Annotated in this window: 12 protein-coding genes; 8 read left to right on the forward strand and 4 right to left on the reverse strand. The window is 70.5% G+C overall.

Features of this window, described 5'->3' with window-relative positions; all coding sequences use genetic code 11:
• The coding region (locus B2284_RS07225) for a D-arabinono-1,4-lactone oxidase (RefSeq protein WP_286697334.1) at nt 1–399 on the forward strand (399 nt) is incomplete at its 5' end.
• Between the two features lie 906 nt (nt 400–1,305).
• Here the strand turns inward: B2284_RS07225 and rarD are convergent.
• The 4 genes from rarD to recC all read right to left on the reverse strand — a co-directional run bounded on the left by rarD (nt 1,306) and on the right by recC (nt 11,101).
• Complete coding sequence (gene rarD / locus B2284_RS07230) at nt 1,306–2,349, reverse strand: EamA family transporter RarD (RefSeq protein WP_286697335.1); 1,044 nt, start codon at nt 2,347–2,349, stop codon at nt 1,306–1,308.
• 69 nt (nt 2,350–2,418) lie between these two features.
• On the reverse strand, nt 2,419–4,287 hold the full coding sequence (recD, locus tag B2284_RS07235; protein ID WP_286697336.1) for an exodeoxyribonuclease V subunit alpha: 1,869 nt from the start codon (nt 4,285–4,287) through the stop codon (nt 2,419–2,421).
• Nucleotides 4,284–7,667 (reverse strand): UvrD-helicase domain-containing protein, encoded by a 3,384-nt coding sequence (locus B2284_RS07240; RefSeq protein ID WP_286697337.1) that lies wholly within the window; start codon nt 7,665–7,667, stop codon nt 4,284–4,286. Before B2284_RS07240 ends, recD begins: the two co-directional genes overlap by 4 nt.
• The gene (gene recC, locus B2284_RS07245; RefSeq protein ID WP_286697338.1) at nt 7,664–11,101 is read right to left on the reverse strand and encodes an exodeoxyribonuclease V subunit gamma; all 3,438 of its coding nucleotides are present in this window, start codon (nt 11,099–11,101) and stop codon (nt 7,664–7,666) included. The genes B2284_RS07240 and recC overlap by 4 nt, the downstream gene beginning before the upstream one ends.
• A gap of 282 nt (nt 11,102–11,383) precedes the next feature.
• On the opposite strand from recC, the gene B2284_RS07250 reads away from it, so the two are divergent.
• The 7 genes from B2284_RS07250 to nuoK form a co-directional block, all read left to right on the forward strand.
• Nucleotides 11,384–11,755, forward strand: a complete 372-nt coding sequence (locus B2284_RS07250; protein ID WP_006946140.1) for an NADH-quinone oxidoreductase subunit A — start codon at nt 11,384–11,386, stop codon at nt 11,753–11,755.
• Nucleotides 11,756–11,767: 12 nt separating this feature from the next.
• Nucleotides 11,768–12,517 (forward strand): NADH-quinone oxidoreductase subunit B, encoded by a 750-nt coding sequence (locus B2284_RS07255; RefSeq protein ID WP_038567009.1) that lies wholly within the window; start codon nt 11,768–11,770, stop codon nt 12,515–12,517.
• A complete protein-coding gene (locus B2284_RS07260) occupies nt 12,514–13,083 on the forward strand; it encodes an NADH-quinone oxidoreductase subunit C (protein WP_286697339.1) in 570 nt (189 codons plus the stop codon). Before B2284_RS07255 ends, B2284_RS07260 begins: the two co-directional genes overlap by 4 nt.
• Complete coding sequence (locus B2284_RS07265; RefSeq protein WP_286697340.1) at nt 13,080–14,036, forward strand: complex I subunit 1/NuoH family protein; 957 nt, start codon at nt 13,080–13,082, stop codon at nt 14,034–14,036. The genes B2284_RS07260 and B2284_RS07265 overlap by 4 nt, the downstream gene beginning before the upstream one ends.
• On the forward strand, nt 14,033–14,668 hold the full coding sequence (locus B2284_RS07270; RefSeq protein ID WP_083603994.1) for a NuoI/complex I 23 kDa subunit family protein: 636 nt from the start codon (nt 14,033–14,035) through the stop codon (nt 14,666–14,668). Before B2284_RS07265 ends, B2284_RS07270 begins: the two co-directional genes overlap by 4 nt.
• 94 nt (nt 14,669–14,762) lie before the next feature.
• Nucleotides 14,763–15,275 carry an NADH-quinone oxidoreductase subunit J family protein gene (locus B2284_RS07275; RefSeq protein WP_038567014.1) on the forward strand — a complete coding sequence of 171 codons (513 nt, stop codon included), beginning with the start codon at nt 14,763–14,765 and terminating at the stop codon, nt 15,273–15,275.
• On the forward strand, nt 15,272–15,667 hold a 396-nt coding region (nuoK, locus tag B2284_RS07280), incomplete at its 3' end, for an NADH-quinone oxidoreductase subunit NuoK (protein WP_286697341.1). The genes B2284_RS07275 and nuoK, both read left to right, overlap by 4 nt.

The raw sequence follows: 15,667 nt of genomic DNA on the forward strand, positions 1-15,667 counted from the left end.
CGCGAATCGGAGATGGCCGTGCCGCTCGAGGCCGCCGAGCCGATCCTGCGCGAGATGCAGCGGTGGGTGGAGCGCACCGGTGAACCCGTCGCGTTCCCCGTCGAGGTGCGCTGGGCCGCCGGTGACGATCGCTGGATGTCGACGGCCTACGAACGCGACAGCTGCTACATCGCCATCCACCAATACGTGAAGGCCGACCACCGCGCTTATTTCGCGCACTTCTGGGACGCCACCCGCGAACACGGCGCGCGTCCTCACTGGGGCAAGATGCACGACTACGACGCCGACTACCTGCGCTCGGTCTACCCGCGCTTCGACGACTTCGTCGCCCTGCGCGATCGTCTCGACCCGCAGCGGGTGTTCGCCAACCCGTATCTGGGACAGGTGCTCGGGGCCTGACGTCTGGGCGCACGGGGCCGAGTCGAGCCGAGTACGAGCGAAATCGGTGGGATCGAGCGCTGCAGTGCTCGATCCCACCGATTTCGCTCGATCGTGGTTGGTTGCCCACACGGCGACGTCGTTCGCCCAGCACGCCATGTCCTCGATGGGCGACATTGCGAGAGTGAATCCACCACCCCGAGCTGCTGCGGCAGCGAATGCAGCACGGACCCCATCATCTGCACGTGAGTGAACTCGCCACCCATGGGCTCACGCATGACCACGTCCGACGCCGGGTGCGTGACGGTTGGCTCGAATCGCTCGGCAACGGCAGCTATCTCGTCGTGACGCCGCCGACGTCCGAGAATCCGGCGGCGTGGCGCCGCGAATTGGCCCGACGCCGTGTTGCCGCCACGCTCACGGCACTGCCAGGGGCCCACGCCCGCAGTACGAGCGCCGCCCTCATCCATCGGCTGCCGACACTGCATCTGCCCCACCGCGTAGAAGTGGCGCGCCGTGCGGAGATCCGTTCGCGTCGGGACGCGCTCGACTGTCGGGTCGCGTGGGGCCCACCGCCTGAGGACGTCGGCGGGGTGTTCACCCAGCGGGTGGCGGAGACCGTCGTCGAGGTCGCGGCGTGTCACGGCGCCGAGGCCGGGCTCATCGTGGCGGGCGCCGCGCTGCACCGTGGACTGTCACATGCACAGCTGTGCGACGCGCTCGCCCTCCATGACCGTCGCAAGGGGGTGAACATGGCGCGCGTCGTCGTCGATCTCGCGGACGCCCGGGTCGAGTCGCCGGGGGAGAGCCGGCTGCGCTGGTTGTGCCACACCTACTGGATCGCCTTGGAGCCGCAACACTCGATCCGCGACGAGACGGGCCACGTCTTCGCCCGGGCTGATTTCCGGGTGGCAGGTACCCGTGTCCTCATCGAGTTCGACGGGCTCGGCAAGTACGACAGCCCGCGCGCCCTGCAGGCCGAGAAGCTGCGTCACCTGCGTCTTGAGCGTCTTGGCTACATCGTCGTGCGGTTGACGTGGCCTGCGCTGCGTGTTCAGCCGGCGGCTGCGACGCGTCGGGCGCGGCGGTGCGGGTGGCGTGCTGCAGCGAGTCGAGCGTCAGGGCGACGAGGGCGAGCCACACGAGGCCGAAGCCGACCCAACGTCCGGCACTCATGTGCTCGCCGAGCACGAGCACGCCGCACAGCAACTGCATGATCGGCGTCATGAACTGCAGCAGCCCGATCGTCGTCAGCGGGATGCGACGGGCCGCCGCGGCGAACAGCAGCAACGGGATGGCCGTCGCGACGCCGCTAAAGGCGAGCAGAACGCTGTGCGAGACGCCGTGCCCGCTCCACGTCAGATCCTTCGACGGCAGCACGAACAGCAGCAGCGCTGCGGCCAACGGCGCGAGGACGACAGTCTCCGCTGTCAGCCCCTCGAGGGCGCTGAGGTGGCCGCCGATGCGCTTCTTCATGAGGCCGTACGCGGCGAACGACAACGCGAGGGAGATGGAGATCCACGGCGGGCTGCCGTAGTCGATCGCGAGGTAGACGCATGCGACGACACCGATCGCGACGGCTAGCCACTGCAGGCGCCGCAGCTTCTCACCGAGCACGAGGACGCCGAGCATCACCGTCACGAGTGGGTTGAGGAAGTACCCGAGTGCGGCCTCGGTGACGTGGCCGCTCGTCACGGCGACGACGTAGATCGTCCAGTTCGCGGCGATGAGCAGCGCCGCGATGGTGATGGCGCCGAGCCTGGGCGCGTCCCTGAACAACCCGCCCAGGAAGCCCAGATTGCGGGTGATCGCCAGCAGGACGAGACACAGCAGCAGCGTCCACAGGATGCGATGGCTGAGGATCTCCCATGCGCCCGCCGGTTCGAGGGCATGGAAGTACAGCGGAAACAGACCCCACGCCAGGTAGGCGAGGAAGCCGTAGATCGTGCCTTGGCGCTGCTCGTCAGCCACGCTTCTCCATCGGTCGTCGGTCCGGGTGATCCCGGCGGGGCAGGTGACACCGATCAGTGCATCAGAAATCTATCCATTCTCGGTTTTCGTCTCGCGCTGGGTGTTCGTCTCGCGCAGGCGCCGCGCCAGCCCTGACGCTCGTCGCACCGGGGTGCGCACCGCGTGCTCGATGGCGTCGTCCGTGCCGACGACGGTGAGGTGCGCACTCGCGCGCGTCAGCGCGGTGTAGAGCATTTCGCGCGTCAGCAGCCGCGAACCGACCGGCGGCACGATGACCGTGACGTGCTCGGCCTGGCTGCCCTGAGCCTTGTGCACCGTCATCGCGTGCATCGTCTCGACGTCGGCCAGGCGCCACGGTGAGAACTCGGTGCGTTTCTTCGTCTCCTCGCCCGCCGTCTGCCCGCGGTCGACGAGGACGACGAGGTGCCCGCCCGCGTCGATGACGACGCCCGTGTCACCGTTGAACAGCCCGAGGCTCGGGTCGTTCTTCGTCACGATGACGGGCCGGCCGGCGTACATGCGGCCCGCCACGATGTCGACGCCCCGATCGGCGAGCGAGGCCTCGACGAGGCGGTTCCAGCGGGCGACACCGTACGGTCCGGTGCGGTGCGCGCACAGGAGACGGTGCTGACGCAGGGCGTCCAGTGCTGCGGCACGATCCCCGGCAGCGGCCGCCTGACGCAGCCGCCACGCCGATTCCGCGACGTGCGGCAGCGCGGCCAGGTCGACGTCGTCCTCGCTGAGGTGTTCGACGTCGCCACGCCCACCGCGCAGCACCGCGGCGACGCCCCCGACCTGTTCGTCCGGCGTCGGCGCCGCGAAGGCCAGCGCGAGATCGCGGCGGGATTCGCTGAGCCGGTGATGCGTCGTGAGGCGCACGATCTGCGCGTCGTCGAGCCCGGAGACGAGGTCGCTCAGCACCGAACCGGCCTCGACGGATGCGAGCTGATCGGGGTCGCCGACGAGGAGCAGGCGCGCCGTCGGCTTGAGCGCTTCGAGCAGGCGCGCCGTCATCGCGAGCGACAGCATCGACGCCTCGTCGACGACGACGAGGTCGTGGGGCAGGGGGTTGCTCGCGTCGTGCACGAAGCGCTGCGAGTTCGTGCGATCCCACCCGAGCAACCGATGCAGGGTGATGGCGTCGGGGGCCGCGTCGGGGCCGACGCCGTTCTCGCGCAACGACTCCGTCATGCGCGCCGCCGCCTTGCCGGTGGGAGCCGCGAGCGCAAGGCGTAGGTCGGCTCCGAGCCCCGCGTGGGCGGCGCGGATGATCGCAGCGAGCGTGTAGGTCTTGCCCATGCCCGGGCCACCGGTGAGGACGGTCAGCGATCGCGTCAGGACCGAGTGCACCGCTCCGCGCTGCGCGTCGTCGAGCGCGATGCCGGCGATGGCCGCGTCGGCATCGGCCTGCGACTGGGTGGTGAGGGGAGCCAGCAGTGATTGCCGCTGCGCGATGAGGTCAGCGATGAGGTTCTCGTCGCGGTCGTGACGATCCATGATGAGCAGCGGCGGATCTGCGGCGTCCGCGCCGTCGCCGCGCACGTGCACGACGCCTTGGTGCGCGAGCGCACTGGCACGCACGAGATCGGCGAGGGCCGCAGGGTCGGGCACGGCAATCACCTCGGCGAGCGTCGTCACCGCGAGGTCGACCTCGTCCTCCTGGTCACGCGCAACCTCGGCGCCCGTCGTGGCGACGCCTGTGAGGTCGAGCGCGCTCGATCCTTCTCGGGCCGCGCGTACGGCGAGAGCAAGCAGCGCGAGCGGCCACCCGTCGGGTTCACCCACGGCGCGGGCGATGCGACGGGCCACGAGTTCGTCGCCGCGGCTGACGAACTCGTGCTCGGCGAGGACGTCGAGCGGGTGGCGTCCGTCTGCGCGACCCGCGTCGGGCGCGACAACCGCCGATTCAGGCGCAGTCTCGACATGGTGGTCGGTCATCGCTGACTCCCTCGCTCGCGACCGTCGATGATGGCGGACAGCGCGACGACGAGCGCTGCCGGTGGGCGCCACGTGAAGACGCCGAAGGGGGTGTCGTCGTCACCGCGGGGCGTGTCAGCCCCCGCCATGCCACGCACGTAGAGATACATGACGCCGCCGAGGTGGGTCTCGGGGTCATAGCCGGGCAGGCGCCAGCGCAGGTAGCGGTGCAGGACGACGGCGTACAGGATCGCCTGCAGCGGATACGACGAGTGATTCATCGCCGCGGCGAGGGCCTCGGGGCCGTAAGCAGACAACGTGAGCGGGGCATCCGGATCACCCAGGCGGTTCGTCTTGTAGTCGACGACGAAATAGCGCCCGCTGTGACGGAACGTCAGGTCGATCGAGCCGGTCAGGTACCCGCGCAGCGTCTCCTCGCCGAGCAGGGAGGCCTCGAGATGATCGGCGTAGGGACGCAGCGGGTCGTCTTCCGGCAGGTGACGGCGCAGGACGTCGGCGAACGCACGCAGGGTCGCCCGGGCGTGGGGGGTGTCACCGCCACCGAGGGGGATCTCGAAGTCCATCTCGGCGATGCGGTCGCTCGTTGCGATCCGACGCAGGCACACGTCGTCGGCCAGGGGCCCGAACGGGGTGGCGAGCACCCCGCGCAGCGCTTCGACGAGGGCGTCGACGTCGACGTCCGCCGGCCAGCGCAGCTGTTGTTCGACGATGTGCCGGCGCAGCTCGGCGTCGAGGTCGTCGGCCTGGAAGTCGGCCTCCTCGAGCACACCGTGCACGAGCGAGCCGAACGTCGCGCCGAGCGGCTGGTCGTGCATGGGGGAGAGAGCGTCAGCCCCCGGGACATCGATCGCCGACGGTGCCTGCGGCAGGGCGAGGTCGACGTCCGGGTCGAGCTGGGCGCCGACGGCGTCGGGCTCGCTGACGACGCCCGCCAGCTCGTCGGCGCGCTCGCCGGCGGCCGACAGCGCGGAGTACGACGTGCGTCGCCAGGACGTGTCGACGAGGCGTGGGTCGAACCGTGAGAGGTTCATCTCGTCGCTCGAGACGGCGACGTGAACGGGCGTCGGCTTGGCGCCGGGCACGACCTCGGTGAGGGTGAAGGCCCGGTGTTCAGCCCAGGTCTGGAGGGTCTCGAACAGCTTGTCACCGCGCGGCAGGCCGTTCTGCTCGGTCGTGGTGATGACCTCGCTGCCCTTGTCGCTCGTGCGGCGCGTCAGCAGTTCTCCCAGCGACGCGGCGTCGGCGGCCTGACCGAACAGCAGCCGGTGCAGAGCGCTCTTCGAGGTACTGCGTGCCGTCGGTGCCCACCACAACACCACCTTGCTCTGCGCGCGCGTCATCGCCACGTACGCGAGGCGCATCTCCTCGCCGGAGGCCTCCTCGTGCGATCGCGACGCGTTGATGACGCCCGGATCGAACGAGACGACACGGCCCGCCTCGGTGTAGACGATGTCGGGAACCGAGCGGTCCTTGTCCCATCGGTTCCACAGCGTCGGCGCGAAGACGATGGGGTACTGCAGCCCCTTGCTCGCGTGGATGGTCGACAGTGTCACGGCCTGCGCGTCGGAGTCGAGACGCATGAGGCGCGCGTCGGCGGTGACCTTGGCATCCGCGGCGCTCTGCTCCTGCACCCACGCGACGAGCGCCGCGATGCCGCCGCCGGTCGCGAGCTGACGCTCCGTCAGCAACTGCGCGCAGTGCTCGATGTCGGTGACGTCGCGTTCGCCGCCGACGCGGGCGAGGAGGCGTTCGAGCATGCCGCGCGCCCGCAGCGCATCCATGACGGCGGGGATGCCGCCCTCGTCGAACTGCGCCGCGAGCGCGTGGACGAGTTCGGCGGATTCGTCGGCGTCGGCCGTCTCGAGTGCGTCGATGCGGGCGACGTCCCAGCCGATGAGGGGCGTCAGGCACGCGGCTCGCACGCGCTGCGCGCGATGGGGTTGTTCGAGGGCGAGCAGGAGCTCGAGCCACCAGGCCCCGGCGCTGCTGCGCAGTACGGAGTCGCCACTCATCATCACGGCGGGGATGCCGGCGGCACGCAGCTGCTCGCGGACCTGGAGCAGCTGTGCGTGGGTGCGCGCGAGGACCGCCATGTGGTGCGGCGCGAGCGGCGCGTCGGCGAACGTCGTCCCGCTCGCCAGCAGTTCGCTGGCGCGTACCGCGAGGTCGTGCGCGACGGCGCTGCGCGCGCCAGCTGCGGGCAGCGGGTCACCGTTGACCCAGCGCATCTCGATCGGCGCGGCGTCGCCGACGAGGCGGGACGTCTCGCGGTCGGCGGTGACGGGGTGCGCGACGATGCCGGGCGAGAGCGTCACGTTGCCCATGAGGCGGCCGAGGGCGTCGACGAGCGGGCCGTCGCTGCGGTAGTTCGTCGGCAGCGTCGAACGGTGCTCGGCGGTCTGCGACGCCCGCAGGTAGGTGTGGACGTCGCCGCCCCGGAAACCGTAGATCGCCTGCTTGGGGTCGCCGACGAGGATGAGGGAGCGGCCCGCCTCCGAGAACGCCGTCTGGAAGACCTCCCATTGCACGGGGTCGGTGTCCTGGAACTCGTCGACGAGCACGACACTCCACCGCGCCCGCATCCGTTCGCGGGCGATCGACGGGGTTGCACGCAGTGCGGTGCGCAGGTCGACGAGCAGGTCGTCGTACTCGAGGATGCCGGCGCGGCGCTTGCGGCGCGCGTACTCGTTGCGCAGCGCCTCGGCGAAGTCGATGACGGTGCGTTGGCTGTCGTCGGCGGGCGCGTCGAGGGCGGCGCCGGTGTTCGTCAACACGCAGTGGCCGATGAATCGTGCCCGCTCGTGCGAGAGGTCGAACGACGGATCCTGCGCGCGGCGGGCGACGTAGAGGTCGTCGATGACCTCGTCGCGCAGGTCGGTCGTGTCCTCGACGAGCGTCGCGAACGAGTCGGAGTCGCCGGCGACGCCGAGGCCCTTGAGCACGTCGTGGCAGAACTGGTGGATCGTCGCGATGAGCGCCGAGTCGAACGACGCGAGCGCCCGGGCGAGGCGGTCGCAGCGCTCGGCGAGCACGCCTGGGTCGTCGCTGCGCAGGGCTGCGACGAGAGCGCCGTCGTCGTCGCGGGGCGCCTGACGCAGCCGCGTGAGCACGCGTTCGAGCTGTTCGCGCACGCGTTCGCGCAGTTCTTGGCTGGCGGCGCGGGAGAACGTCACGACGAGCAGTTCCTCGAGCGGCAGCCCCTCCTCGGCCACGAGACGGGTCACGAGGGCGCTCAGCGTCCAGGTCTTGCCCGTTCCGGCGCTCGCCTCGATGAGGGTTGTGCCGTGCGGGATGGGCGCCGTGACGTCGAACTGCACGGACGGCGGCGGCGCGGGTGCCCCGAGCGGGTTCGTCGCGACGGGTGCTGGCGTCTCGGTCATCGCCCGATCGGTCCCTTCTGGTCGAGCAGCGGCATCCACAGCCGTTTGCTCCGGTCGATGAACACGTTGCCGGCATTGAGCCGGTCGAGTGAGGGCACCTGTGGCGCGTAAACGCGCTGCCACCAGGGGTCGTCGCGTTCACCTTCGCGATCGAACGTACCCACCCAGACCGGGAGCGCCTTGCTCGCCCCGACGTTGAGGGCGAGTTCTTCAGTGGCGTTGCGCGAGCGTCGCCCGGTGCGGTAGCCCTCGATGAACGCGAGCGACGTCTTCGCCGGCACCGGCAGGGGCGCGCGCAGACCGTCGAGGCGCAGGGACGCGAGGTCGGTGAGCACGCCGAGCGGGTCATCGGGTGCGGTGAGGCGGCACTCGCCGTACTTGCCGCGCACGGCGGCGCTCCACTCCTGCCCGGGACGCGAGGCGGCGACCGCGAGGACGCTCACCCAAGCCCGCGCGAGGTGCCGAGCACTGACGGAGCTGTAGTTGACGATCTGGATCTCGTCGCCGATGACGTGCGGGACGACACCCGTCAGCCGGACGGAGGTCGGCCCGCTCGGTCCGTTGAGTGGGAGGGGGATCGACACGTCGATACTGCGTCGCTCACCCGGCGGCAGGCCCTGAAGGATGGCGCCGACCTTGCGCGTGATGTCGCCGATCTTCGACGGCAGCGGGCTCGGTGGCAACGCGCCACTGTGGCTCTCCTCGGCGCTCGCCTGCTCCAGCGGCACCCCGCTGAGGGTGCGACGCAGGAGGCGATCGCCGATGGCCCACTGCTCGAGCGGGTCGAGGTCGATCGGTAGCGCATCCTCGGTCTCGTCGGCCTCGTACGTGACGCCCGTCTGCAGCCGGTCGGACAGGAACGTGCGGGCCGGGTTCTCGATGAATCTCACGAGCTCGTCGAGGGTGACGTCACGGGGTTCGTGGGCCGGCAGCAGGCCGGTGAGCAGCGGCGGCAGCGAGGTCTCGTCGGCGACGTCGCGTCCGCTCTCACGCGCCTGCCGCAACGAACGCGCGCCGGCGAGCGCGGCCGCGTCGTACGAGCCACCCGGCAGGGGTGACCTGAACGTGAAGTTGCGTTCGTCGAACGGTTGCAGCGGGTGGACGAACTCGAAGGGGTGACGCTCGGCGTCCTCGGGGGTCGGCGCGCCGGTCGCGGCGGCCGCGGCGATGAGCTCCTGCAGCGGGACGGCGGGCGGGCGGCGAGTACCGTCACGCTCGTCGAAGCCCGAGTAGAACGCGATGAGGTGCTTGCGCGACGCCATGACGGCGTCGAGGAGCAGTTGTCTGTCCTCACTGCGCGGGTCGCGCTCGCCGAGCTGAGGGTCGCGAGCGAGTGCGTCGTCACCGTCGACGACGAAGGAGCGGGGGAAGCTCTCGTCGTCGAGGCCGAGCAGGATGACGGCCTGGTGCGGCACCGAACGCATCGGCGTCAGCGTGCACACGCTGACGGCGCCGTTGCGGAAGTTGCTGCGCGACGGGCGCGGGCCCCAGCGCTGTTCGAGCATGACGCGCATGTCGGTGAGACGCAGACCGGTGCGGGTGCTGCCTTCGGCGAGGAACGCCAACTCGCGCTCGAACGCTCCGAGCTGCCACGCCTCGTCGCGTGACGGAGCAGCGACGGCACCCACGTGACGCCGCAACCAGTCGAACCATTCCTGCGGCGTGAAACTGCCCCGGGGAAGGTCGACGCCCGCTGAGCTCGTGCCGCGCACGGCCTTGGCGGCCGCCGTCACCTCCGTCATGAGGGTGACGAAGGCGCTCGCCGTCTCGATGTCGGAGGTGCCCAGGTCGTCGATGGGCAGCAGGGCGCCCGCCGGGGCTTCGGTGTCGGCGCTCATCGCGACGCCGAGTGCGAGCCGGTCGAGAGCCAGCGTCCACGTGTTGGCCGGCATCTGGAGGAGGCCGTACTCGCGGCGGTGCTCGGCGTCGTAACCCCAACGTGCGCCGCTCGTGCGCACCCACCGGCTGATGCGGTCGAGGGCGTCCGTGTCGAAACCGAATTTCTCGCGCACGGCGGGCAGGTGCGCGAAGTCGAGCACCTCGGATGCGGTGGCGCGCCCGCCGGCGAGGCCGAGCAGTCGCAGGGCCACCTCGGCGAGGGGGTTGGTGGCGGCGAGGCCGCGGTCGGCGAGCTGCACGCGCAGACGTCGACCGGGATGGTGCGCGCCGTCGTCGTCGACGGAGGCGAACGCCGCCTTGATGAGCGGCGCGTACGTCTCGACGTCGGGGCACATGACGACGATGTCGCGCGGCTGCAGCCTGCCCTCGGACTCGTCGAGCAGCCACAGCAGCGTCTCGCGCAGGGCGTCGACCTGACGGGCCGGGCCGTGACAGGCGTGAACCTGGAAGGAGGTCGTGTCGTCGATGGTCGACACGGCGCTCGGGGCGCGGTTGGCGCGGATGTCGGCCTGCAGCTGCTCGAGGCGCGTGCCGGCAGCAGCCCCGCGCGAGGATCCCTCACCGGCAGGCCCCTGACCAAACGGGGCGGCCGCCGGTGCGCTCGCGTCCTCGACGTCGCGTCGCAGCAGCGTCAGTTCGAGTTCGCGGACGTCACGCCCGAGCGTGGCGAGCAGCGGATGCTCCGCGGCGCGCGCGCTGTCGTCGCCGCGGCGCCGGAGGCCGCCGGAATCGAGCTGGCGCAACCGCTGCCAGAGGGCGTCGCTCGGGTGCGGCAGCCACAGATGCGTCTCGTGACGCGCGGCGAGCGCTTCGAGCAGATCGAGTGTCGCCGTCGACACCCGGGTGTAGCCGAAGAAGTTGACGCGCCGCGGCAGGGACAGCGTCAGCGTGCCGTCGCGCAGGCCGGTGCACACGCGGTCGAGTCGCGCGACGGGCGACTCGTCGATGCCGTGCGCGCGCGCCACGTCGAGAACGTCACGCCACAACCGGGGCTGCCACGCGAGGTCGGGCGCGACGTCGCCGCCGGCACCGCTCTCCCAAGCACGAACGAGCGCGGGACGCTCGTCGCTGTAGCGCGCGAACAGCCCCGCGAGGCGACGCGCGACCGCGTACCGACGAGACTGGCGGGCACGGTGGAACCACGCGTCGTTCTTCGACGCGCCACCGGACAGCGCATCGGCCCCGAGGTGGTGGGCGAGCGTCTCGAACCCGGGGCGCTGCACGGCCGCGTCGACGGCTTCGAGGACGAGCCAGGCGAGCCGGTCGGGGTGCCACGGGTCGTCGAACTCGCGCCCGAGGGCGAACGACATGAACGAGTACGGCGTGTGGACGCTCAGCCCGGCGCACACCCCGTCGTCGCCGATGTCCGAGCCGAGCTCGTGCGCGAGGCGTTGGCTCAGCCAGCGCTCGACGCCGGGGGAGGGCGCGATGACGAGTTCACGGTCGAACACGTCGAGCGGATCGCTCGCGAGGAGCGAGCCGAGCTGCTCGGCGAGCGCGGTCGGGGAAGCTTCCCGATGCAGGATGAGTGCCACGTCACAGACAGTAGACGCTGCCTCCGACAACCGCGGGATTCCGGGGTTCTTGCGTCCTGCCGGCGACATCGCACCTGCCGGCAGGAGCCTATGAACGCCACGGCTGCGGGTGCGGGCCTTGTGCCCCGACGAACTCCCGTCGGTAGCAGGGGCAGACAGGCTCCCCACTCCATCTGTGAGAGGGCAGCCGCATGATGCCCGGCATCACCGCAGAACGCCCACAGGCGAGACACACGCGCCAGCCTCGCGGGCGCAGGTGGTGCGCCCCGATAGGCTGGCCCGGTGAATTCCGGTCTGCTGGGCTACCTCGTCGTGCTCGGCGTCACCCTCGGTGGCGTCGCGCTCTTCGTCGCTGCCATGGTGGTCCGTCGTGTCCTCGCACCGCGCGTGCCCAGCCCGACGAAGCTGACGACGTACGAGTCGGGCGTCGACCCCATCGCCGGCAACTGGCAGCAGTCCGGGTTCCGGTACGTCGCGTTCGCGTTTCTCTACGTGGTGTTCGCCGTCGACGCCGTCTACCTGTTCCCGTGGGCGCTCGTCCTGCGCACGAGCGGTCTCGGCGTTGCTTCACTGTTCGAGATGGGCATCTTCATCCTCGTCCTGCTCGTCGGCCTCGCGCATGCCGCGCGCCGGGGCCTGCTGGCCTGGCTGTGAGGTGAGCCGACGATGACCGACGATTCCCGCACGCCCGCCGCCGACGCGACCTCCCCCACGGCAGGGCCGATCGAAGCCACCGCAGCGCCCGCCGTCGACCTGCCGATGCCGATGGTGCGTCCCCACGTCGGCATGGCGCAGGAGCATGCACCGAAGCCGATGCGGCTCGTCCTCAACTGGGGGCGCCGCTACTCACTGTGGGTGTTCAACTTCGGCCTCGCCTGCTGCGCCATCGAATTCATCGCCGGCTCGATGTCGCGCCACGACTTCATCCGCCTCGGCGTCATCCCCTTCGCGCCGGGCCCACGCCAGGCCGACCTCATGGTCGTCTCCGGCACCGTCACCGACAAGATGGCGCCCGCCGTCCGTCGCCTCTACGACCAGATGCCCGAGCCGAAGTACGTCATCAGCTTCGGCGCGTGTTCGAACTCCGGTGGGCCGTACTGGGATTCGTACTCCGTGACGAAAGGCGTCGACCAGCTCGTGCCCGTCGACGTCTACGTGCCCGGTTGCCCGCCGCGCCCCGAAGCGCTGCTGCAGGGCATCGTCACGCTGCAGAACCAGATCGCGCAGGAGAAGCTGACCGGCGAGAGCATCATGTCGCGCCTCAACCCGTTCTCCACCAAACGCCGCAGCGCCGCGTCCGTCCAGCGTCCGCTCGTGACGAAGCCGGGGCACGACGTCCCCTCGACGAAGGCGACGGGCGCCACCAAGGCCGACGCCCCGACACCCGACACCCCCACGACCGGTGATGACGCATGAGCCGCGAACCGCGCCGCGTCGACGTCGCGCTCGACGAGTGGATCGCCACGCATGAAGCGCACCGCGCCGACGGCTACACGTTCTTCGACTTCGTCACCGCCGTCGACGAGACCGATCGCGATCTGCCCGACAAGCCGGCAGGTTTCGACCTCGTCAGCCACCTCTATGAGATCGGTGACGGCGACGTCCCCGGCGTGCGCGCGAGTGTCATGACGCGCGCACGGGTGCCGCTCGCCTCGGGTGACGACCCTGCGCACGCCCCGAGCCTCACCGGCCTGTGGCGCGGCGCGGCATGGCACGAACGTGAGACGTTCGAGATGTTCGGCATCGTCTTCGACGGGTTCGACGACGGCACGGGCGCCGGTCCGCGCAAGCTGCTGCTGCCCGAGACGTTCATCGGCACGCCGCTGCGAAAGTCGTTCGTCCTCACGGCGCGCGCGAGCAAGGAGTGGCCGGGCATCAAGGACCCCGGCGAGTCCAAGGGTGAGAGCCCTCGCGCGGGAGCGGCCAAGCGCCGCAAGGTCATGGCGCCGGGCGTCCCCGACGACACGTGGGGGCCGCGATGAGCGTTCTCGACGTGACGTTGCGCAGCGTGGCCGTGCTCGCCTGTTTCATGGTGCTGCCGCTCGTGCTCGGCCAGGTCGAGCACAAGGTGATGGCGCACATGCAGGGGCGCCTCGGCCCGATGGAGGCCGGCGGTTTTCACGGGTGGGCGCAGCTCGTCGCCGATGGCGTCAAATTCGCGCAGAAGGAGGACGTGACGCCGCGCGCCGCCGACCGGGGCGTGTTCAAGCTCGCGCCGGCGGTGTCGATGTTCAGCTATCTGCTGGCCCTCGCGGCCATCCCGTTCACGCCGAGCCTCGTCGCCGGTGACCTGCCCGCGTCGCTCGTCTACGTGCTCGCCGTCTCCGGCATCGGCACGGTCGCGACGCTCATGGCAGGGTTCGGTTCGGGCAACAAGTACGCGACGCTCGGCGCGTTCCGGTCGGCCGCGCAGCTCGTCAGCTACGAGGTGCCGCTCATCCTCGCGTGCGCGTCGTTCGCGATGGCTGCGGGTTCGCTCAGCATCTCCGGCATCGTCCACGAGTGGCACCCGATCTGGTTGCTGTGGCAGCTGCCGGGCGCGTTCGTCCTGCTCGTCGCGATGACGGCCGAGCTGCAACGCCCGCCGTTCGACATGCCCGTCGCCGACTCAGAGGTCGTCATGGGCGTGATGACGGAGTACACCGGCCTGCGTTTCGCGCTGTTCCTGCTGAGCGAGTACGCAGGCATCGTCGTGATGTCGGCACTGTTCGCCGCGCTATACCTCGGCGGGTGGAACGGCCCGTTCGAGGGCGCGCTCGGGTTCGTGTGGATGCTGCTCAAGACGGCCGTCGTCGCCTTCGTCATCTTGTGGATACGCATGAGCTGGCCGCGGCTGCGTGAGGACCAGCTGCAGCGTTTCGCCTGGTTCGTGCTCGTCCCGCTCGCACTCGTCCAACTCGCTCTCACCGCGGCAGGAGTGATCTACACCGCATGACTCAGCCTCACGAGAACGACGCGTCCACCTCGGGCGACGCGACTCCCGACGCCCCGCGCGATCTCGGTCGCCACGTCCACCCGCTGCCCTCCTCCGGGCGTGAGGCGGGTCCGATCCGCGGCCTGCTCGCCGGGATGCGCACGACTGCGCGCACGATGACGAAGAAGACGTCCGTGCAGCAGTACCCGGACGTCAAGCCCGACCTGCCGCCTCGCAGCCGCGGCGTCATCGCGCTGCTCGAGGAGAACTGCACCGCCTGCATGCTGTGTGCGCGCGAGTGCCCCGACTGGTGCCTCTACATCGACTCGCACAAGGAGACGGTGCCGAGCGAGGCGCCCGGTGGGCGCGATCGTCAGCGCAACGTCGTCGACCGGTTCGCGATCGACTTCTCCTTGTGCATGTACTGCGGCATCTGCATCGAGGTCTGCCCGTTCGACGCGCTGTTCTGGAGCCCCGAGTTCGAGTACGCGACGAACGACATCCGCGACCTGCTGCAGGAGAAGGACGAGCTCGGCGCGTGGATGCGCACCGTCCCCGCGCCGCCCGATCTCGACGACGGCGCACCCGGGGCCGCCGAGGTGGCTGCGGCGAGCAAACCCGCACGCGTGCAACGACGTCGGCCGACGCAGTGAACGCGAGCACCACGACGACGCGGGCCACCGCCCGCCACACCGAAGCCGACACGCCCATCAGCAGCCGGACAGCCAGGACCAGGGGGGAGCGACCATGACCGTCCATGACGCCCTGTTCGCCTGCCTCGGCCTCATCAGCGCCGCGTCCGCGATCTGTGCGGTGACGACGCGGCAGATCGTCCACGCGGCACTGTGGCTGACGGTGTGCCTCGCGACGCTGTCGGGCTGCTACCTCGTCCTCGGCGCCGAACTCGTCGCGCTCGTGCAGTTGCTCGTCTACGTCGGCGCGGTCGTCGTCCTCGTCCTGTTCGCCGTCATGCTGACGCGCGCGCCGATCGGGCGCAGCGGCGACCACGACGCGCCCATCATGACGCGGATGGCCGCCCTCGTCATCGCCGCGGCGACGGGCGGTCTGCTGTTCTCGGCGTTCGTCTCGGCGTTCGGCACACGCCGCGCGCGCATCGACTCGGGCACGACGACCGACCTCGCGCAGAACCTGTTCGGCCGGTTCGCGTGGCCGTTCGAGGTCGTCTCGCTCGTCCTGCTCGCCGCCCTCGTCGGGGCCCTCGCGATGATCGGTTCGCGACGCTCGGGAGGCGGTCGATGATCCACCTCGTGCTGCCGTTCGGCCTCGCCTCGATCCTCGCCGGCGCCGGTGTCTACGCCATCCTCGCGCGCCGCAACGCCGTGCTCATGCTCATCGGTGTCGAACTCGTGCTCGCGGCCGCGAACCTCGTGCTCGTCACGACGAGCGCGATCCTGCCCGATCCGGGCGGCTCCGCCCAGATCATGTCCCTGTTCGTCATCACCCTCGCCGCCGCCGAGGTGACGCTCGCGCTCGGCATCATCCTGTATGCGTTCCGCGCGCGCGGTCACATCGACCTCGGCGAAGGACTCGACGCCGACGAGGTACGCGCCGACACGCGTGAGGTCACGGGCGAGAACAGCGGCGCTCGCGAGGCGAGCGCGACGGCCACCGCAGCTTCGCCGGCCGCGACG

It is taken from the genome of Dermacoccus sp. UBA1591, assembly GCF_002322065.1.
GTDB lineage: Bacteria > Actinomycetota > Actinomycetes > Actinomycetales > Dermatophilaceae > Dermacoccus > Dermacoccus nishinomiyaensis.